This is a genomic window from Aliibacillus thermotolerans (assembly GCF_027853235.1).
In the GTDB taxonomy this organism is placed as follows: domain Bacteria; phylum Bacillota; class Bacilli; order Bacillales; family Marinococcaceae; genus Aliibacillus; species Aliibacillus thermotolerans.
This window is the reverse complement of sequence record NZ_WKJG01000094.1, coordinates 84,762-105,062: the sequence shown is the minus strand read 5'-3', so window position 1 is coordinate 105,062 and position 20,301 is coordinate 84,762. Positions and strand designations below refer to the sequence as shown.

Here is a 20,301-nt window from a genome sequence, read left to right as displayed (position 1 = left end):
AAGTTGCGAGAGTAGTTTTTATGAAACTGCCCTCGGGCAGTTTCATAAAAACTACTAACTTCGGCAACTGACTAAAAGTGTATGATCTTATTTATCGGAAACTGTATAATTTAGTTTATCAGTCACAGAAAAGTGATTATAGAAAGGGTTTTGGTTGAAAAGATTGTAAAAAAGGGGCGAAAAAAAGAAAATGAGGCTGTCAAATAAATCGAGCGTTCCTTTCAACAATCATTTAGCGCTGAAACGGTGCCGTACATCGTGCATGGATTGCTTTCACAATGGTGTTTGGATTGAAACGGTGCCATGAGCCATTCATAGCTCGTTTCCACAAACTATTTTTGAATGAAACGGTGGCATGAGTGATCCATGGCTTGCTTTCATCAGACATTTTTGAATGAAACAGTGTTATGAGCCATTTCATGGCCTGCTTCCGTTAGCTATTTTTATATGAAACGATGGCATGACTATCCATGACTTACTTTCATCAACAATTTGGTGTTGGAAACATGCCATGATTCGGCCAAGAGGCGTTTCCAGAAGCAATTTTTGATGAAGGGGTAACAAAAAAATGTCCAAAAAGTCACCAATCATGACTTTTTGGACAGCTCCGAGATACTGTTATTGTTCAGAAACCCATTGGGCAACCATTTCTGCTTCTTCACCTTCTAAGAGACCAGCTGGCATCCCTGCAGCCCCGTTTTCAATGGTGTCAACGACATGTCCAGCATCTAGTCCAGCAATGGCAGGACCATTTGCTCCTTCTAAGTTTTCACCGTGGCAAGAGGCACAGTTTCCTTGATAAAGTTCTTCCGCTTGTGCAGCATCATATGTTTCACCAGCACCATCTCCGCCACCGTTACCAGTAGCGTCACCGCCAGTGTCACCGCCGTCATCACCACCACCGCCACAAGCGCCTAATACGAGCACTGCGCTACCTGCTAGTGCCATAAGAAATTTCTTCATCCTGTATTAACCTCCTACGTATGAAATATAGTGCTACGACACTTCCTTATTATACCCTATTCCGTGTGTATTAAAACTCACTTCCTCCTCCAGATGACGCGGCGAAAGCGCGAAAAATATAGGTATAGAACGACTTTCCAAAATTTGTTGCATTTTTATGACTTATTTTGTTTGAACGACATGACACCAGTAAAAGGGCAAAATAAAAAAGAGAGACCTTCACTAACATTGAAAGTGTGAAGGCCTCTTTCCCTTGTTTTTTAAGACACCATCGTACGTAAATAAGCATCAATAAACATATCAATTTCTCCATCCATGACTGCTGATGTATTGCCTGTCTCTATACTCGTTCGATGATCTTTTACCATGTTGTATGGATGGAACACATATGAGCGTATTTGACTCCCCCAACCAATTTCTTTTTGTTCTCCGCGCAATTCATCGATTTCTTTTTGTTGTTCTTCTATTTTTAATTGATACAATTTCGCATATAACATTTTCATTGCTGTCTCGCGATTTTTAATTTGGGAACGTTCACTTTGACATGTCACAATCGTATTCGTTGGAATGTGGGTAATTCTTACCGCCGAATCCGTCGTGTTGACGTGCTGTCCACCGGCGCCGCTTGAACGATACGTGTCAATCTTTAAATCCTCTGGATTCACTTGTACATCGACATCATCATCTATTTCCGGCATGACATTACAAGATACGAAGGACGTGTGCCGTCTACCGGAGGAGTCAAAAGGAGAAATGCGAACAAGTCGATGAACGCCTTTTTCCGCTTTTAAATAACCGTAGGCATTATGCCCTTTTATAAGCAAAGTAACACTCTTTACTCCTGCTTCATCACCCGGTAAATAATCTAACGTCTCGACCGTAAAGCCTTTTTTATCCGCCCATCGTTTATACATCCGCAACAACATCGACGCCCAATCTTGAGACTCTGTTCCTCCTGCTCCGGGATGAAGTTCTAAAATCGCATTGTTTTTATCATACGGTTCACTTAACAACAATTGTAATTCATAATCATTCAACTTGTGAGTGAGCGCATCCATTCCTTCTTCTAGTTCTTTTCTTAACTCCTCGTCCTCTTCTTCTTTCACTAATTCATAAGAGACTTCCAAATCATCGTATGCAGCTTGTAGTTCTTTAAAACCGTTCACGGTTTCTTTTAAACGATTTGACTCGTCAATGACTTTCTTGGATGCCTTTTGATCGTCCCAAAACCCAGGCTCACTCATTTTTGCTTCTAATTCAGCAATGCGTTTTTCTTTTTCGGAAAGGTCAAAGAGACCCCCTAAAGTTCGCTAGTTTTCGTTCCATTTGTTCTAATTCATTTTTTATATCTACTAATTCCATCCTATTTCCCCCTTTTGTTATTGCGCTTGTTCCTGTCTTCCGTGACAATGTTTATATTTCTTGCCACTACCGCATGGACACGGTTGGTTTCGACCAACGTGATTCGTTTTACGATATGGACGGCGCTTTTGTTTTCGGTCTTGATTACCGTGTACCGCTTTTCCTTCTGCTACTTCTTTACGCTCTAAATTGCTTTGTACTCTTGCTTTTATAATGTACATCGCTACTTCTTCTTCGATGGATGCTACCATTTCTTCAAACATATTAAAGCCTTCCATCCGATATTCTCGAAGCGGATCGTTTTGTCCATAAGCACGCAAATGAATTCCTTGACGTAGCTGATCCATTTCGTCTATATGGTGCATCCATTTGCGGTCAACCACTCGGAGCATAATGACTTTTTCAAACTCACGCATTGTCTCAGGTGTAAGTTCTTCTTCCTTCTTCTCGTAGTGGTTCTTCACCTTCTCAAAAATCAGCTCGATCATTTCTTCCGGATCCTTACCTTCCAGATCTTTCACCGTCACGTCATTTTCAAAGAGCACTGTGCCTTTTAAATAATTGACTAGTGCTTCAAGGTCCCAATCTTCTGGTATGTCACTTTCCGACGTATGAAGAGAGACAGCACGCTCTACAACCGATTTCATCATCGACTGCACGACGTCACTTAAATCATCCGACTCCAATACTTCCATACGCTGTGCGTAAATGATGTCCCGCTGTTCGCGCATCACATCGTCATATTGCAAAATTTGCTTCCGTGCGTCAAAGTTATGCCCTTCTACTCGTTTTTGTGCTTGTTCGACAGCGCGGGTAACGAGCTTGCTTTCAATGGGTTCATTTTCATCCATCCCTAATCGATCCATGAGACCTTTCATATTATCAGATCCGAAACGACGCATTAACTCGTCTTCCATCGATAAATAAAATTGAGACTCTCCTGGATCTCCTTGACGACCTGAGCGTCCACGCAGTTGGTTATCAATACGACGACTTTCATGCCGCTCTGTTCCAAGGACGAACAAACCACCGAGTTCTTTGACACCTTTTCCTAGTTTAATGTCCGTTCCGCGACCTGCCATGTTCGTCGCAATGGTGACAGCGCCTTTTTGTCCTGCATCTTCAATAATTTTCGCTTCATTTTCATGATTTTTTGCATTTAACACGTTGTGAGGCACTTTCCGTTTTTTCAACATTTTTGAAACCAATTCTGACGTATCTACGCTCGCTGTACCGACTAACACCGGCTGACCTTTCTTGTATAACTCTTCAATTTTATTAACGACCGCTCGGAACTTCGCTTCTTTTGTTTTATAAATTAAATCAGGTTTATCAATTCGGAGTATAGGCTTGTTCGTCGGAATCGCAGTAACATTCATTCCATATATGTTTTGAAATTCTTCTTCTTCCGTCTTTGCCGTTCCGGTCATTCCTGCTAGTTTTTGATACATACGAAAATAGTTTTGAAACGTAATTGAAGCAAGGGTCATGCTTTCCTTTTGAATCTCTAGCCCTTCTTTTGCCTCAATGGCTTGGTGAAGGCCATCGCTATAGCGCCGACCTTTCATCATCCGACCCGTAAATTGGTCTACAATCACTACTTCTCCGTCTTCAATGACGTAATCATCATCCCGATGCATTGCCACGTGGGCTTTTAACGCTTGATTAATGTGATGGATCAGTTGCACGTGTTGTTGGTCGAATAAATTGTCTATTTTAAAAGCTTTTTCTGCTTTCGTCACGCCTTCTTCTGTGAGCTGCACATTCTTTGTTTTCTCATCATAAGTGAAATCTCTTTCTTTATTTAAACGACGTACAAATTGGTCTGCCGCTAAGTATAATTTTGTCGACTGTTCCACCGATCCTGAAATAATAAGAGGGGTTCGAGCTTCGTCAATGAGAATGGAATCCACTTCGTCAATCACGGCAAAATGAAGCGGGCGCTGCACCATTTGTTCTTTGTACAGCACCATGTTGTCCCGTAAATAATCAAATCCGAATTCGTTGTTTGTTCCATACGTCACATCTGCTTCATAAGCTGCCTTTTTCTCTTCTCTCGACATTCCTTTTTCATTTAAGCCAACGGTAAGACCGAGAAAGCGATACACTTTTCCCATTTCTTCGCTATCCCGTCTCGCTAAATAATCGTTCACCGTTACAACGTGAACGCCCTTTCCTGTTAATGCATTTAAATAGACAGGCATGGTGGCCACTAACGTTTTCCCTTCCCCTGTCTTCATTTCCGCAATGTCTCCCTGGTGAAGAACAATGGCCCCCATTAATTGGACGCGGAAAGGATGTAAGCCAAGAACTCTTTTTGCCGCTTCCCGCACGACCGCATAAGCTTCTGGTAGCAGATCATCTAACGATTCCCCGTTCTGATAACGCTCTTTAAATTCCGCTGTTTTATTTCGCAATTCTTCATCCGATAACGGTTGGGTTGTCTCTTCTAACGCTTCAATTTCATCTACCAATTTATTTAACTTTTTTATTTGGCGTTGATTCGTGTCACCTATCATTTTCTTCAATAAACCAATCATGACGCTATCATCGTCCTCTCTGACATATACTGTCATGTCTCATCTTCTCCTTATTTTATCAGTTTCATGCAGGTTATACAACGAACCAACTCGCGACAAAAACAAGTATGTGACGATTCCTCATGTCAATTGCGCTCATGGAACCAATTTTCAGTTGCCGTCAAAAAATAAACGATTCATGCGACCATTCCATCGCTTTGTGAGAAACAGTAAAAAATTTGTCGTATGACAAGTTGATGTGACATATTTCGTCATTCCATAGCTTCATGGGCACTAGTATAAAAAAGCGAGCGAATCGTGATTTTCCCACGATCCGCTCGCTTTTCATTGAGGGTCATTGCCCTTTTTTATCTTATGTTTATTCCGGTTCAATTAAACCGTAACGCCCGTCTTTTCTACGATAGACGACGTTCGTATCCCCGCTAACTGCGTTGGAGAAAACGAAGAAATTATGCCCTAACAAATCCATTTGTAAAATCGCTTCTTCCGCATCCATCGGTTTTAAATTAAACCGTTTCTTACGGACAATCTCTATCTCATCGATTTCACTTTCAGGGAAATCTTCGTTAGATGGTTCACCGTTTAATTCTTGGTTTAACTCTTCAATGTCATCTCGAAACATGAAGCGAACACTGTCTCCTTGTTGACGGAACTTGCGATTCACTTTTGTTTTATATTTTCGGATTTGTCTTTCCAACTTTTCCACAACGAGATCAATGGCTGCATACATATCTGCATGCGATTCTTCGGCCCGTAGTAGAAGTTGGGGCATAGGAATCGTTACCTCTATAATATGTTCCGTATTTTGTACTTGCATCTTCACGTGTACATCTGCCACAGGGGTTGTTTCGAAATAACGTTCCAGCTTACCGACTTTCTTTTCCACATAATTTCTTAATGCCGGAGTCACTTCTAGGTTTTCACCACGAATATTGTAGTCCATTGAGTAAACTCCTCCTTTCAATTACTCCTATTATTCTCTAATAACCTTAAAAATTCCTTCTGAAACAGAAAAAATGTCGAATTATATTATACGTGATTTTTTGTGAACATTTTGTGAATTTTTCAGAAAAAATAAGGCGAAAAAAAGAACTAAATTTTCGTTTTTTTCAAATTCTGCATGCAGAATTTGAAATTCTGCTAACCAAATTTGAAATTCTGCACGCAGAATTTCAAATTTGGGCTTTTTTCTTATATCTATTGCTTCTTTAGGGTTGGCATGTAAAATAAAAAGTGTAATCGAAAGAAAGCGCTTTCTACCTCCCATTTTTCCTTTCAGTTCAGTCACGACTCCTTTTCACCAACATCTTGGACGCCTCTCGTCCGAAGAAGAAAAAGCAGCTTATTCCCCCTCCTTGGGTTGCTTTTTCTCTCCCTCCTTTCCTCCCTATCCAATCTTTCCTAGTTATGATACTATTTAAAAAAGTGGGTTCATTTATTTATTGTTGCTGTGAAAAAGGAGGGCGCAGGTGATGGATAAACTCCGGATGAGTCTGTTGTCATTACTTTTTATTTTTTTTGTAGGTGGTTGTCATTCCGACACAGACTTAGATGAAAAAGGAAATACCCCTCCACTTCCTGAAGAACCGGAAGAGGATGAAAAATTGGAACTAGATGGAGAAGCTATCCTTTCTGAATCCATAGATGTGATGAGTAATGTAGAAAACTATTCAATCGCAACAAACATGAATTATTACACATCAAACAGTGAAAAAGAAAGGTTATTAGAAAACAAATATCGTTCACAAACATTAGTAAATCTTGATCCCATGCGTTATTATGAATCCAGTCATATGATTAAATCCGAACCAGGTGAGGACATAGAAAGAATCCATTTACAACGTTATCTGACGGAAGATGGTTTTTTTATGTATGATTCTATGAAAGATCGTTGGACTGAATTCCCTGAAGAATTCTTCGAAGATTTCCGCACATATGATACTACCTATGAATCTCCTTCCTACGTGTTAGAACTAGTGGAGCGGGATGTGTCATCTCTTGAGCTTTCAGAAGGAAACGAACATTACCGCCTCACGTTTGACGGGTTAACGCAAGAAGCGGATCAAATCGCTTCCTATATGTTTCAACTAATAGATGCCGATTTAGCCACATCCATGGCGGATATGTTATATGTAAGCGACATGGAGAAGTTAGACTTTGAGATGAAAATAGACAAGGAATCTTTCTATGCAAAAGAAGTAAAAATGAAACTTCGCTTTGAAGTCCATGGAGAGGAGACGACACCACACTATTCCGATTATATAGTGGTGGTTCATTATGATAACTTTAACCATACAGAGGAAGTGACCATTCCGGAGAATGTGCTTAAAGAAGCGGAGGAAATGGAAATTGAAGAATTTAGCGGCTTTGAGGAAATGAAAGAGCTGGAAATCATGGAACGTTTCGATATCGAAGAATTACAAGATCCTTATGAAGAAGAAGCTGAAACGACTGAGGATGAAACGGAAGAAAAAGATGGAGAATAATTCTAACCGGCCTTATACAAAAAAATTTCCCACGAATCATCTCAGATGAAACGTGGGACGATCGTTAATTTTTTTTATCAAAAAAGACACCATCTACCGTTGGACCACCGTAATTCTTTTCATATTGGTGATTATATGCTTTCTTTTTTTTCAACTCATCTAAATCAAGAAGGATTTGTCCTTTCGATTTCTCCAATTGCTCTTTAATTACTTCGTTCATTTTCACTAATTCACGACCAAGTTTTATTTCTGCATCGCTCCATTGATGTTCCGTGGATACTTTTTCTAATATAGCCATCCGTTTCTTTAAATACTCGTCCACTTTCTCGATGTATTGTTCCCGTTCTTCTATGTCCTCCGGTAACGGTTGGGAGACATGGTCATATAGCCCTTTCGTTAAAAAATATAATTCCTTTACGAGCGACATCTTACGCCTTTCCCCCATCACCGAACCGTTCTTTTCGCTCTATTTTCATCATTTCTTTCCACGTATCACGGAATTCAACGATAAATGATCGGGCTTCCTCCAAAGCTTTTACGTCATTGTTAATGTTCGATTCCACGAGACGATGATGGATAAAGTCGTAAAGACGAAACATATTTTGTCCGATTTCTGTATCTGTTTTTAGCGTTACCATTAATTCACGAATAATATCTTGCGCACGGATGATATATTTATTTTTTGCTTCCATATCATCGGATTCCATTGCTTGTTTTGCCTTATCGACAAACTTAATACATCCATTGTACAAAAGTAATGTTAAATCTCCCCGAGAAGCGGTTTGTAACGCTTTTTCCCGGTAGGCATTGACTCCATTGGATTTCCCTTCTTGTTGCGAAGTAGTTTGTTGTGGAGTGGAAGAAACAGTTGTAGTAGCAGAAACCGGGGAAAAGCCGGATTTCTGCTTTTCTCCTTGATACTTTTTAAATTGTTCCGTTTGTTGCATATTTTTCTTATATACTGCTTGCGCATGATGAAATGACAAGTTTTCTCATCTCCTCTTGTAGAAATCAATGTTTTAAAAACCACCTTGACCCATAAATTGTTGATACAAGAAATTCGATTGCTCATTTGCCCTGGCGATCGCTTTTTCCATTGCTGTAAACTGTCTCCAATATCGATCTTCAATTTGGGCAAGCCTTCTTTCGAAATTCGTAATACGGTCCTCCAGGTCGTTTAAATTGCGACCAATTGTAAACTGATGGTTTTGAATTTTCCCTCGAAATCCACCGGCGCGTTCCGCTAACGTATCGATGGCGTGATCGAGAGAGTTCCTTAAACGACGAGCCACTCCTTGTTCCGCTTGCGTCTCCCCGTCTGCCGCGAATAGTTGAAAAACAGCTTCTGGATCCGCTTCTATTGCTTCTCGTAGTTTTGTTTCATCAATTTCTAATTTTCCGCGCTCTAAATAGTCATCTGATGTCGTAATCCCAATATTCGACAAATGATTAAATTCACTCTCTAACCCGTGGTCCACCGTTCCATACAAATCAAGGCGTAACGTGTCCATAATGCTCGACAGTGTTCGGTCATTACGAAGAAGACCACTTTGCGCTTTTTCATCCCATAACTCAGCTTCCCGTTCGCTTAATTCTCTTCTTTGTTCATCCGTAAGTGGTGGATAATCGCGATAACGCTCTTCTTTCAATTTTTCGTGCACTGTCTCTAACAATTCATTGTATTCATCGACAAACTCTTTGATTGTATCAAAAATTCCATCGGTATCAACGGTAGAACCGAGGACGACTGGATTATCACTTTCATCAAAGGTATCTTGTAATGTAATCGTCATGCCGCCAATCGTAAACGTGTTAGAGTGGCGCTCCGTTGTAAGTCCATTCATTGTAAACTTGGCATTTTGCGCTGCTTGCACTTCAGCATCGGCCATTTGAAGGACATGATTAAAAAACTCTCCATCAAATTTGATTTCAGCGCCGTCTTTATTAAATACACCAGTTTCAGTGCGCGTAAAAGACATTTTGTTTTCAAATTCATCAAAAAATGCTTGCACTCCAACAGAAGAGCGGTTTATCTCATTGATGACTTGATTTAACGTTTGACTACTTTGAATCACAAAACGGTCGTGAATCGCTTCTCCGTTTTCATTATACGTCGTCATACCGCTCGTCGTATATTCTTGGGAATACGTAATTTTCACTTCTTCGGTTGTCGCTTGTCCAAGGCGAACCAAACCGGTATCCAAATTGACGAATGCCTCGTCTTCCGCAAGTTCCGCCTCAGGATCCGTGACAATCTTTAAAGCAACACCGTTCACTGTGACACGGATGCTTTGCTCATCCTCAGGATTATAATAAATCGAGCCTTTCCCAATGTGAAACGTATCGACTGGCTCCGGTTCTTCTTCCGTTCCTTCTATTGCAGGAAACGTTCGGGTTTCATTTTCTGTGAAATATTGAATCGTGACGTTATCCCGTGCCGATAATTCTTCATCGAACTGCAATGTCATTTTTCCGTCTTCCATCGTCGTAGTAAATCCGTCTGAAGGAATTGCTTGTCCGTTCACTTTGACGATGATATCTGTTTCATTTGTGACGTTTCCTGCCCTATCTGGTATATCAATCGTTAATTCTTTCGTATTTTCACTGACACGGATATTTTCTCTTTGAAGAACTCCTGTTTCCCATGTTAGATTAGATCCCTCGATATTTTGAGAACGAAGCGACTTAGAAGGATCAAAATCCTCTCCAATCTTTCCACCCACTTGAGACTCTGCTTGCGCAAGTTGTTGCACTTCCGTAATCCGATACGTCGCATTTCCGGCAGTGGAGCTCGCTTGAGCAGTCACCCGGCTATCATCGGTGGATGTTGCGGTTCTTGCCAACATATTCGCTTGTCGCATGACCGTATCAAAAATATTATTGCGAAAATCGTTAAATTTTATATTAATCGCACGGTACTCATCCATTTTCCAATTCAGTGTTTGACGCTGTTGGATGAGTTTATCCATCGGCATGCGCTCTGCTCGCATTAAATCATTTACCATTTGCTCAATATCCATCCCAGAAGCAAGTCCTGCTATTCTCATGCACTTCTGCTCCTTTCTCCATGACCACTCATTTTCATATAAATAATCGCTATTACTTATATCGGTTGGGAAAAAAAGATTTAAAGACATAAATAAAAAATCGCCTCGTTTTTTATCGTGACGATTTCCACAAGAACGAGGCGATTTTTTCCCTGGAAAAAATGGAGCATCATCCACTAAATTCTTTCATCTACTAATAGACCAACAAACTCTAACATGGAAGCAACCATATCTAAAAACTTTTCCGGCGGAATCTCTCGAATGATTTCTTCTGTATTTTTATCCAATACTTGTACATAGATTCTATCCAAGGTCTCGTGCACATTAAATTTTAAGTTCGTGTAATTAGGCTCCATCATGCGATTTAATCCATCTACTTTGTCTTCTAATTCCGCAAGTTTTACGCGAGAAGGGGAATCTTTCTTGGCTAGATGCTCTTTCGTGATGGTCTGGTCTTTTTCTCCTCCTTTAACATAGATAAGTTCCCTCGTTGATGTACTTACACCATTGAAAGTCACCACTTTTTCCGCCTCCCTTACAACCCTGTTTATTGTATATATCGTCATGTTCACAAAAAATTACAATTATTTTTCGCATTCTTTTGTGAATTGTCAACATACACTGTTCATTTCTGTTAAACAACTTCGCTTCTATGTATGGTTATTTTTTCCTATGTAATTATAATTATATTTATATTAATCTCTAGGAGGTACAACGCTTTGAGGAAAAAAGTCGTAGGTAATTATGTGGTGAATAGTAGGACGATGGCTTTAGTTCCTGTACTTCAAGGAGATATGAAGACGAAAATATACGAAAAAGGCAATGAGGTGAAATTTTCAGAATATTCCCCCATCCAAATTATGCGTCTCTCTTGTTTAGAGAGAGGCGCTTCTTTAGAAGGTCGATTTGAATCCATTCGCTATCGACTTGGTGTGAAACAAAAGGTTCCTGTTCCTATTGATTTATTCGCTGATATTTATGGTATCCCGCTCTTATCTCCCCGAAATGTTGAGAATGTGTGGTTATTTCTTAATCATGTTGAAAAAGCAGAAATTGTTGTTGCAGGAAGACAAGCTTCCATTCTCTTTCCTGATGGACAACTACTCGTTGTCAACACAACAAAATATATTATTGACCAACAAATCGCAAAAGCAAGCAAATGTAAATTACTTTTTAAAGAACATGAGTTAGAATTGATGCGCTATGGCTTGATGTAACCATCGAACGATAGGGGAGCATTTGCTTCCCTTGGTTGCATGGAAAATTTTTTCGACAGAAGACTCCATTTTTTACTATAGTTACGAGATTGCTAGAAAAATGTCTGCCGGGAAAATCTTCAACATTCAATCGCCTCCATACGGACCGAAGTTGTGAAAACGAAGCGAAAAAAGGATATGGGACGAGTTCAACAGACAAGCGGGCGAAGCTTTCACCACAGAGGTCTGCTTAGTAACTATCGGTTACATGAATGTTCACAGGATTCCTACTTTCAAATGTCGTTTGAATTTAACATTCTTTTGCAATATGCAACCATCCTAATTCAAAGGCTCGTTTAATTGTATGGGTGCGATCATTTGCCTGCATTTTTTTCGTAATTTGACTGACATGATTATTTACGGTCGGTATTGCCAAATAGCACTCTTCAGCAATTTTACGGTTACTTTTTCCTTCTAAAATAAGTTTGAAAATTCTCAATTCCGCTTCTGATAATATGTTCTTCGCCTCTTTTTCCTTTAACTGCAGCGTCCTCCTGATTTTTCGTCGCGTCTCTTGGTTTTCATGTAAATGACGGTAGTGATAAAGGATACATGAATGGAAGCACGGATCAAGATACATTGAATAAGCCATTGCCTGATTCCAGTGATGGAGCCAACTATCCTTCTTTCGGTCTGCTGCAATAATAAACGACACTTGCTGTTGAAGGACTTTCGGTAAAATAGAGACGTATCGACAAGGTAAGTTCACCACAATCTTACAGTGTTTGACTCCTTTTATGCATCCAAGGCTGTCTAACAACGCTTCCTTCTTACAGGATAAATAATAAATAATATTCGCACCCTCTTCGTTTTCTTCGCTTTTCAGTGCAGGTAAGTGATCACGAGTAATATTAGCAATGACCGGGCGAGCGGCATCATCTGTCGTTTCTTTTATGGGAGCACCCATTTCTCCTACATCAAAAAGTAACATGCGTTGATGTAGCTTACTTTTTTTATGTACCTTTGTCTGCATACTATCCCTTCCTGCTCTAAAAATAATATTACCTTATTCATTTTATTCTTCCTCAAAGCAAATCGCAAGGAACAAGAGTCCTTGTAGCTTCCACGTCACCCGACAAAATACCCCGGTCAAAAATAGGAACAAAGAAAAAAGCTGTTGATATTTTTTCTATCAACAACTTTCTGCCTACTTAGGTTGATTTTTCCAATGTTTATGAATCTCTGTCAGCACATCCATATTGCCGGTTTCTTGTGCTTGATAGTTCTCTTCTTTTATATTTAAATACACTTCTTTTCGATGAATGTCGATATGCTTCGGTGCGTCAATTCCGATTTTCACTTGTTCGCCATCAATCGCTAAAATTTTCACTTCAATATCTTCACCGATTTGAATGGACTCTGACGTTTTTCGGGTAAGCACTAACATTTAACCTTCCCCTTTCTTTTCCGGGATGGTGGCCGGTTCTTGAGGGAAAAGGTAGTGCTTCGTTTCATACCCCGAATCACTCATGACAAATTGCTTCCCTTGTTTCTTTGTGACATTCAAAATAATGGGGGCTTGCAAATTGGCCGTCGTTTTGCGAAACGGTTCTTGCAATGTTAAGACAGAAAAAATCGCCACTTCCTCTTTTTTCATAATGTCCAATTGGCTTTTTAACGCATCCGTTAACCTCACTTCATAATCATGGAAAAAATGAAACGGATTCGTTAATACGAAAGCAACTTCTTCTGTTTTCGTCGACTGCAAAATATAAAAGAGCTCATCTTGACTAAAAGGCAATAACGCAAATTCCGTCTCTTGTTCAAAGGCAGGTAAGCCATTTAAAAAAGTGTAAATATCATCCTTTTGAATTTCTATTTCTCCTAAATGCTTCGTTCGTAACTTCACGAATAAACCACCTTTTTTGTTAAAGCGTTTGATCAACGTAGTTTCCTTGGACAGAAAACTCGATGCTACCTCGCTGGGCTAAATAATAATTGATACGCCAGCGAGGAGCAACAATTTCAGGGTCGTTCTTTTGCACGGAAATATCCGGTTCTTTTCGTGGAGCATGAAAAGAAAGATGTCCGGTATCCACATCAAATGTCACTTTAAACATGTTTTCCGGAATCCAAGCTAACGTGACATCAAACTCAAATATTTTGCCATTTTCTTTTGCCAGCGAGGCGATGACTTTACCACCGCCTCCGTTAAGTTCAATGGCGCGTAATTGTTTTCCTTCTTCCATTTTCTTTTGTATGTATGAAAACACGGTCTGTTTCATCTCATTGAGCCATTCGTGACTGGACTTTAACGGCGGATTAAGTCCTGCGTCTTCAAAGGCTTCCGATTGGTCAATATACACTTTCGCTGCTTCTTGGGAAATTTCAATCGTGTCCATATGGTATTGTCGTATTTGTAGATCTGCTGGAGGTTGCCGAATCGAAACAGGGGGTTTCTCTTCCATCCAGGCAAGAAGCGCTCGGGTCGTTTCTATTTGTATCGTTGGTACATTCATACGCACATCATCCCCCTTACGAAAATTAACGCAAGAAGTCAAGCAATGTCGGCTGAATAATGCGCGCTCCTGCGCCGAGAGCGGCACGATGAACGTTTTCTTGTGTCATTAAGTGAATAATCACTTCTTCCATGTCCGCATCTTCATTGTCAGACATGATGCGTGTTGCGATAACTTCTTGTTCATCTAACCGAGCTTGAATCATTTCCACTCGGTTGTAACGAGCACCCACTTCCGCACGTTCATTTACGACGTTATTCATGTGACCGTCAATAATTTCTAAATACCCGGTTAAATTCTCACCTGTTGTCTCATCGTTTTCAAGCGCACTTTGAATCGTTCTTAAATCATTAAATAATTTATCCGTAAACACATTCGTCGGGTTAGAGTTGACCGGAATATATACTCCTTTTAATAATTCAATTTCTACGTTCGTATCGTTTTCAGAGACAGTAATACCGTTTCCATCAATAGAGACCGGCTTTTCCGTCGTATTGGTTCCGTTAAAAATATATTTATTATTTGACTTCGTGTTTGCGATGGTAGCCATTTCTTCAATGAGTTGACCGACTTCTTTCGCAATGCTGTCACGTTGATTTTCTTCATACGTATCGTTTGCTGCTTGTTGTACGAGTTCTCGCACTCGATGAAGCACTTGCGCCGCTTTATCTAAAGCGGAATCCGTCGCTTCCATCCAGTTGTATACTTCGCTTAAATTACGCTTAAATTGTTCCACTTCCATCACTTGTGTCCGGTAGCGCATCCCGTTCATTGCGACAACCGGATCTTGAGACGCTCGAGTAATTTTCTTCCCGGTGGACAATTGATCTTGCAATTCCCCTAACCGGGTGTAACTTTGGTTTAAATGACGAAGTGAATTGTGTGCAAGCATCGTTTGCGTCACACGCATCTCAAACACCTTCCCTATTTATTATCTACCGACGATTCCCATATTGTTAATAATTCGGTCTAACATTTCATCCACGGCGGTAATATTTCGCGCAGCCGCATTATACGCATGTTGATATTGAATTAAATTCGTAAACTCTTCGTCTAAAGAAACACTCGTCACTTGTTTGCGACGAAAATCAACGTTGTCACGAAGGGCATCGGTATTAAACATTTGTTGCTGCGCTTCCGACGTATCCACCGCCAACTCCCCGATAATGCCTTGGTAGAAACTTTGTACACTCGCAGTGCCGTCAAAAATCAGTTTATCTTTAATATTTGCAAGTGCTAAAGCGTTTGAACCATCTCCAGCATCCCCATCCTTAGGAGCTGCAGCGATATTGTCTAAGTCATCAATGTGTGGATGGATTGTAATATTTTCCGCTGCTCTTTGTTTATTATCTGGATTTACCGTCCCCGACCAATCAAAAAATAAACGATTGGTTGGTGGATTATCCTCACCTTCTTTGGCTAACCCAGAACCTTGGTAGTGTTGCTTGTTAAATGCTTTAACAAACTCATAAACCATTTCATCTAAATCCTTAAGCAATTCCGGGTACGTACCTACCGTTGTTCCATCGTCATCATATCCATACGCTTCAATCAGTGCTTTCATTTTTCCTGGGGAGGAGAGTAGTTTACTAACCTCAAAGTTTTCTCCACCAAATGTAATTCCGGCGACATAGTCATGATACGCATCATGATTCTCTTCGTCATTATAGAAATTTATTTTCATCTCCTTGTATTCAAGTGTATTTGCATCAATGATTTTTAACTCCTCACCATCAACAGTAATCCGATTACCTTCTTCATCAAGCAAATCACCATTAACAGTAATCCGATTACCTTCTTCATCAAGCAAATAAATATTCGCTTTTCCTACTGCGGCGTCTAATGCTTGTCCACCACTTTCTTCATATTCCACTTCAATATTCATTAAGCTGGATAATTGATCAATAAGGCGGTCCCGCTCGTCGTATAAGTCATTGGGCATATATCCGTGAGGTTCAATCCGTGCCACTTGTTTGTTAATATCATTAATTTGGTGAAGAAGTGAATTGATTTGATTTACCGTTACTTCTATTTCTGCTTGTAAATCTCGTTTTTGTGCCTGTAAGGAATCAGAAATATAATTAAATGTCTCCGCCAGTGCCATTCCTCGTTGGCGCACAACCGAGCGAGCCCCCGCATCTTCCGGATGGACAGCTAAGTCTTGGAGAGACTGCCAAAACTGGTCCATTGTGCTGGAGAGATTTGTTTCCGATGGTTCATTGAGTAAGTCCTCAATACGCTCCAACACCCCGTAACGCGCATCCCAGTAACTTGATTGCGCGTTTTCTCCGCGATATTGAATGTCTAAATAACGATCGCGCATGCGTTGGATAAAGTCGGCTTTCACACCGGTTCCGATTTGTCCAGGTACGCGCGGTGCGTTTCTTGCGACGTTTGGAAATGGTTCTGTATTTGTAAAATTCACTCGCTGTCTCGTGTAACCTTCCCGGTTCGCATTGGCAATGTTGTGACCGGTTGTATGAAGTGCTGTTTGTTGGGCAACTAGCGCCCGGCGTGCCGTTTCTAACCCGTGAAATGTTGAATACATCATTAATCCCCCTGTGTGTTCTTTTAGGCTTTTGAATCAAATATAGAGAAATTGTCGTTCGTTTCCGTCGTTTCCTTGGACGGATGTTGATATCTGATTGCTTCTGGGTCCGGTTGAATCATATCTAAAGTAAAATGCACAAACTGAAGTGATTCCTCAATAAGTGCACGGTTCAGCGATTCTTTTTTCCGTAATGCCGTCATCTCTTCCAATAATCTTTGTTGTAATGTACGGAACGGTTCATGATATTTTTCAGGTACGTACTCCAGCAACTCCGTAATCGTCGCTTCTTCTTTATTCTCACCTTGTTCCTTTAAGTAATTCGCCACTGCTTGTTGGCGTTTCGTCTCCGTTTGCTCGATTTCACGAATTTTTTTACTTTCTTCTTTTAAAAGACGCGTTAACTCTTCCATGTTGTTCGTCTTTATCCATTCTGTTTTTTGCGATGAGAGTTGAAGTAATTCTTGATGTTGTTTAATTAATAATGCCATTAATTCTAAAATGGCTTTCATTGTGTACCCCGCTTTCTAATTTGTTATTTACCCGTCCAAAATTCATAAAAGCGTCGGGCAACTTCTTTTGGATTCACTTCATACGACCCTGACTCTACTTTCCGTTTCACTGCTTCCACTTTTTCCTCTCGCCATGCGCGAATATCCGGTCCTTGTTGCATGTGTTGCGCTTCTTTTGAAATTTCCACTTTGTCTCTTTCGTTACGCGAGTGGTTCTCTTTCTCCGGACGTTGAATAGATTGATTTCTATGATACGGATTCGTTGGACCAAGCGGATTAATTTTCACGTAATTCACCTACTTTCCTTCATTGATTTTCCTCTTTTTTCAACCGGTTGTCTAAGGAATGATACGTTTGATAACGATTCTGATCTTTTTTTTGTGTTTCTTTCTCTTTTTCATATGCTGCTAGTTCTTTTTCAATCCTTTTTTGACAAGACGTGCACAGGCGACCTTCGCGAATTCCTTTCCCGCACGATTCACACGGATATTCCATATTCGGAAGATGGCGGAGGTGTAAGCGACCTTCTTTAATGAAACGAGTAATTTCCTCAGCGGGTACTCCGGTAGCTTCTACCACTTGTGCCATCGTCGCTTGCCGGTTTTTACGTTCTCTAATGAATGTATACACTTTCTGGAACATTTCTTCTACTTCGTTATGGCAATCTTGACAAATTGGGCGTAATGATTTGACAAACAAATTACCGCAGCGCGGACAGTTTGCTAAATTCCCCATTTTCCTCCTCCTCTTCCTTTTTATCCTCTATCGAAACAGCGTGATAGACCGCACCGACGCTGCCTCTTCTTCTTTTAATCGATATGCTGCTTTTCTCAATGTCATCCCTGTAGTATAAATATCGTCAATGAGAAGAATTTTTTTACCCTTCACGGAAACTTCGTGACTTGAGACCGAGACAAATGGATTTTTCGTGAAAGTTAGTCGTTCGTATCGGGATTTTTTACTCTGTTTTTTCTCATCTATGTTTCGTCTTAGGGCATGGAGAACCGGTTGGGGAGCAATCTCCTTGAGCTTTCGATACGTTCGGTGCGTTCTCATCCATTGGAGTTTTTCAAAGATAGTATATGGTGTGGCTAGAAATGATGCTAGTAAGGCTGATTGATTGAAACCTCTTTCCGTGAACCGTTCTTTACTTAATGGAATCGGAACCGGATAGTAATCCACATAATTTTGCAGATACAATCGACGGAGTTTTTCTTTAAACACAAGGGCTAAAGCGGCATCTCCACGGTATTTCCAACGTGCAACAAAGTCTTTTATATCATCATTGTACACGTAAAAAGATGTATTGTGTTCAAGAATCCCTTTCCAATGCGTGCTTTTTTCCCAACGGATGCAGTCATGACACTGGGTTTCTTCTCCTTTTTGTAATGGCTTACTACACTTGGGACAAACATTTTTTGGCAAGGGCGTAAACATGTTGCGACAAGTTTCACAAAGAAGCGTAGTCTCGGATAAAAATACATTTTTCCATTGAAAATGTTCAGGTAACGGCGCTAAACAGTAGAGGCAATGTTTCATTTCATTGCGTAAACTTCCGCGTAACAAATGATCCACCTCTTTTCTACCTTATTGGGGTGTTGTTCATCTTTTTAATATGGGTAATGGCTTTATTCATTTCCGCTGTAACACCGTAATGAAAGTAAACAACATCACCGGTTGGATGATTGTGGCTACGACCAGCGCGACCTGCGATTTGCACAAGGGCACTTTCTGTAAAAATGTCTTGTTCAGCCCCGATCACAGCCACATCTACCCGCGGAACCGTTACTCCCCGTTCTAAAATGGTTGTTGTGACAAGAATGGGGATCGTTCCTTCCCGAAAGGCACTCACTTTTGTTAATCGCTCTTCATCCGCACTATGTACTCCTTCTATGTTCGGATGCAGTTTTTTTAGAATATCGGTGACTTGTTGTAACGACGTCACAGAAGGAACAAACAAAAACACAGGCGTCCCGCTTTCTATTCGGACTCGGCACCATTCCCACACTTGCTTTGGCACTTCTTTCTGTTTCAATTTTCTTTCCCAATTTCCACACCATGAAAGCTTTGGAACAGGAAGAGGATGGCCGTGAAATCTACGGGGAATTTTCACTGCTGGAAGGGTTTTCTGTTGCACTCGGGAAGTGAGAGTTGGATCCGGGGTGGCAGTTAAATAAATCGTTGCGCTCTCACGTTTTCCCGCTTTTGCTACTGCGTATTTGAGAGAAGAATCGAGAGAGTAGGGAAACGCGTCCACTTCATCAATGATAACGACGTCAAATGCGTCCACAAATCGCATCACTTGATGAGTGGTTGCAACGACAATAGAAGCGGGAAGGTGTTTTTCGGTGCTAGCGCTGTATAAACCACTAATAACTGTAAGAGGAAAGACCTTTCGAAGCCGAGGTAACAATTCCAATACGACGTCCGTGCGAGGTGTGGCGAGCAGCACTCTGAATTGTTTTTTTAAAGCGTGAGCCATGCCGTGAAACAACACTTCCGTTTTGCCAGCACCACAAACAGCCCAAACTAACAACTCACGTCTCTTTTCAATTGCTTCCACAATTTTATCGGAAGCTTTTTGCTGTCCAAGAGACAACTGCCCATCCCACTGAAGAATGTCGTTTTCACTTTGAGGATATGTCTCAAATGACGTTTCTTCCGGAAAATGAGACCGAAACAACAATGTACAAGTGGAGATTTTTCCCATTTGGATGCAGTTCCGACAATAGATACACGTTTGTTGACAGCGAGCACATGGATAGCTGCCAAAAAGAGACAAGTCATCTGTGCCGCAGCGTAGACAAATATACCCTTTTTTACGTGGCTGTATGCCAATTCGGGCAGTGATCAGTCCTGCTTTTAAAAAAGGGGCCATTTCTTCTTTTGTTACTTGGAGTTCTTCTAATAATAGCTCTTTACCATACAATTTTTCTTTCAGTTGGGAATAAAGCTCGGAAGAATAAGAAGAGGAGTGAATAAGTTGTGAAGGGAAATAGGAAGGGAATGCATCGAAAGAAAGAGGCCCTACCTCTCGCGCGACTTGTGCCCGTTGCGCATGCGGAGGTAGGTCTGTTTTCTTCCTTTTTCCCGATAAGAAGTGAAAATAGGAAAACATCAAATATTCC

Annotated in this window: 23 protein-coding genes; 2 read left to right on the top strand and 21 right to left on the bottom strand. The window is 40.6% G+C overall.

The features are described 5' to 3' along the window. Window positions 1-232 precede the first annotated feature (232 nt). From GJS40_RS13375 to GJS40_RS13350, 6 genes are all read right to left on the bottom strand, one after another. Window positions 233-421 carry a hypothetical protein gene (locus GJS40_RS13375; protein WP_270898352.1) on the bottom strand — a complete coding sequence of 63 codons (189 nt, stop codon included), beginning with the start codon at window positions 419-421 and terminating at the stop codon, window positions 233-235. A 197-nt stretch (window positions 422-618) separates the two neighbouring features. Beyond that, window positions 619-963: a c-type cytochrome gene (locus GJS40_RS13370; protein ID WP_270898351.1), complete on the bottom strand. Its 345-nt coding sequence runs from the start codon at window positions 961-963 to the stop codon at window positions 619-621. Between the two features lie 260 nt (window positions 964-1,223). After that, window positions 1,224-2,325 (bottom strand): peptide chain release factor 2 gene (gene prfB, locus GJS40_RS13365; protein WP_270898350.1). Its coding sequence is split into 2 segments (ribosomal slippage): window positions 1,224-2,252 and window positions 2,254-2,325, totalling 1,101 coding nucleotides; the frame shifts between segments, so codons are not numbered across the junction. A gap of 17 nt (window positions 2,326-2,342) precedes the next feature. Then, window positions 2,343-4,865 (bottom strand): preprotein translocase subunit SecA, encoded by a 2,523-nt coding sequence (gene secA, locus GJS40_RS13360; protein ID WP_270898356.1) that lies wholly within the window; start codon window positions 4,863-4,865, stop codon window positions 2,343-2,345. Between the two features lie 358 nt (window positions 4,866-5,223). Then, window positions 5,224-5,808 carry a ribosome hibernation-promoting factor, HPF/YfiA family gene (gene hpf, locus GJS40_RS13355; protein ID WP_270898349.1) on the bottom strand — a complete coding sequence of 195 codons (585 nt, stop codon included), beginning with the start codon at window positions 5,806-5,808 and terminating at the stop codon, window positions 5,224-5,226. Window positions 5,809-5,889: 81 nt separating this feature from the next. After that, complete coding sequence (locus tag GJS40_RS13350; protein ID WP_270898348.1) at window positions 5,890-6,153, bottom strand: hypothetical protein; 264 nt, start codon at window positions 6,151-6,153, stop codon at window positions 5,890-5,892. 184 nt (window positions 6,154-6,337) lie between these two features. Between GJS40_RS13350 and GJS40_RS13345 the strand changes: the two genes are divergently transcribed. Next, the gene (locus GJS40_RS13345) at window positions 6,338-7,351 is read left to right on the top strand and encodes a DUF6612 family protein (protein ID WP_333723944.1); all 1,014 of its coding nucleotides are present in this window, start codon (window positions 6,338-6,340) and stop codon (window positions 7,349-7,351) included. A gap of 64 nt (window positions 7,352-7,415) precedes the next feature. On the opposite strand, the gene GJS40_RS13340 is transcribed toward GJS40_RS13345, so the two are convergent. The 4 genes from GJS40_RS13340 to flaG form a co-directional block, all read right to left on the bottom strand. After that, on the bottom strand, window positions 7,416-7,778 hold the full coding sequence (locus GJS40_RS13340) for a flagellar protein (RefSeq protein WP_270898346.1): 363 nt from the start codon (window positions 7,776-7,778) through the stop codon (window positions 7,416-7,418). Window position 7,779: 1 nt separating this feature from the next. Then, on the bottom strand, window positions 7,780-8,337 hold the full coding sequence (gene fliS, locus GJS40_RS13335; protein ID WP_333723943.1) for a flagellar export chaperone FliS: 558 nt from the start codon (window positions 8,335-8,337) through the stop codon (window positions 7,780-7,782). A gap of 33 nt (window positions 8,338-8,370) precedes the next feature. Next, entirely contained in the window at window positions 8,371-10,398 is a 2,028-nt protein-coding gene (fliD, locus tag GJS40_RS13330; RefSeq protein ID WP_270898345.1) for a flagellar filament capping protein FliD, read from the bottom strand. 176 nt (window positions 10,399-10,574) lie between these two features. After that, window positions 10,575-10,919 (bottom strand): flagellar protein FlaG, encoded by a 345-nt coding sequence (gene flaG, locus GJS40_RS13325; RefSeq protein WP_270898344.1) that lies wholly within the window; start codon window positions 10,917-10,919, stop codon window positions 10,575-10,577. 198 nt (window positions 10,920-11,117) lie between these two features. Here flaG and GJS40_RS13320 point away from each other — a divergent pair, with 198 nt between their 5' ends. After that, window positions 11,118-11,615, top strand: a complete 498-nt coding sequence (locus GJS40_RS13320) for a competence protein ComK (RefSeq protein ID WP_270898343.1) — start codon at window positions 11,118-11,120, stop codon at window positions 11,613-11,615. 289 nt (window positions 11,616-11,904) lie between these two features. On the opposite strand, the gene GJS40_RS13315 is transcribed toward GJS40_RS13320, so the two are convergent. From GJS40_RS13315 to GJS40_RS13265, 11 genes are all read right to left on the bottom strand, one after another. Next, window positions 11,905-12,627: a response regulator transcription factor gene (locus tag GJS40_RS13315; protein WP_270898342.1), complete on the bottom strand. Its 723-nt coding sequence runs from the start codon at window positions 12,625-12,627 to the stop codon at window positions 11,905-11,907. A 174-nt stretch (window positions 12,628-12,801) separates the two neighbouring features. Continuing rightward, window positions 12,802-13,041: a carbon storage regulator CsrA gene (gene csrA, locus GJS40_RS13310; RefSeq protein WP_270898341.1), complete on the bottom strand. Its 240-nt coding sequence runs from the start codon at window positions 13,039-13,041 to the stop codon at window positions 12,802-12,804. Next, window positions 13,042-13,503: a flagellar assembly protein FliW gene (gene fliW, locus GJS40_RS13305; protein WP_270898340.1), complete on the bottom strand. Its 462-nt coding sequence runs from the start codon at window positions 13,501-13,503 to the stop codon at window positions 13,042-13,044. It abuts the gene before it with no gap. A 19-nt stretch (window positions 13,504-13,522) separates the two neighbouring features. Further along, complete coding sequence (locus GJS40_RS13300) at window positions 13,523-14,113, bottom strand: DUF6470 family protein (protein ID WP_270898339.1); 591 nt, start codon at window positions 14,111-14,113, stop codon at window positions 13,523-13,525. Between the two features lie 25 nt (window positions 14,114-14,138). Continuing rightward, on the bottom strand, window positions 14,139-15,023 hold the full coding sequence (flgL, locus tag GJS40_RS13295) for a flagellar hook-associated protein FlgL (protein ID WP_270898338.1): 885 nt from the start codon (window positions 15,021-15,023) through the stop codon (window positions 14,139-14,141). 21 nt (window positions 15,024-15,044) lie between these two features. After that, complete coding sequence (flgK, locus tag GJS40_RS13290; protein WP_270898337.1) at window positions 15,045-16,661, bottom strand: flagellar hook-associated protein FlgK; 1,617 nt, start codon at window positions 16,659-16,661, stop codon at window positions 15,045-15,047. A gap of 23 nt (window positions 16,662-16,684) precedes the next feature. Further along, window positions 16,685-17,173 (bottom strand): flagellar protein FlgN, encoded by a 489-nt coding sequence (locus GJS40_RS13285; protein WP_270898336.1) that lies wholly within the window; start codon window positions 17,171-17,173, stop codon window positions 16,685-16,687. A 23-nt stretch (window positions 17,174-17,196) separates the two neighbouring features. Then, a complete protein-coding gene (flgM, locus tag GJS40_RS13280; RefSeq protein ID WP_270898335.1) occupies window positions 17,197-17,469 on the bottom strand; it encodes a flagellar biosynthesis anti-sigma factor FlgM in 273 nt (90 codons plus the stop codon). Window positions 17,470-17,479: 10 nt separating this feature from the next. Next, a complete protein-coding gene (locus GJS40_RS13275) occupies window positions 17,480-17,908 on the bottom strand; it encodes a TIGR03826 family flagellar region protein (RefSeq protein ID WP_270898334.1) in 429 nt (142 codons plus the stop codon). A gap of 27 nt (window positions 17,909-17,935) precedes the next feature. Then, complete coding sequence (locus tag GJS40_RS13270; protein ID WP_270898333.1) at window positions 17,936-18,748, bottom strand: ComF family protein; 813 nt, start codon at window positions 18,746-18,748, stop codon at window positions 17,936-17,938. A 7-nt stretch (window positions 18,749-18,755) separates the two neighbouring features. Beyond that, the gene (locus GJS40_RS13265; RefSeq protein WP_270898332.1) at window positions 18,756-20,291 is read right to left on the bottom strand and encodes a DEAD/DEAH box helicase; all 1,536 of its coding nucleotides are present in this window, start codon (window positions 20,289-20,291) and stop codon (window positions 18,756-18,758) included. Between the last annotated feature and the right edge of the window lie 10 nt (window positions 20,292-20,301).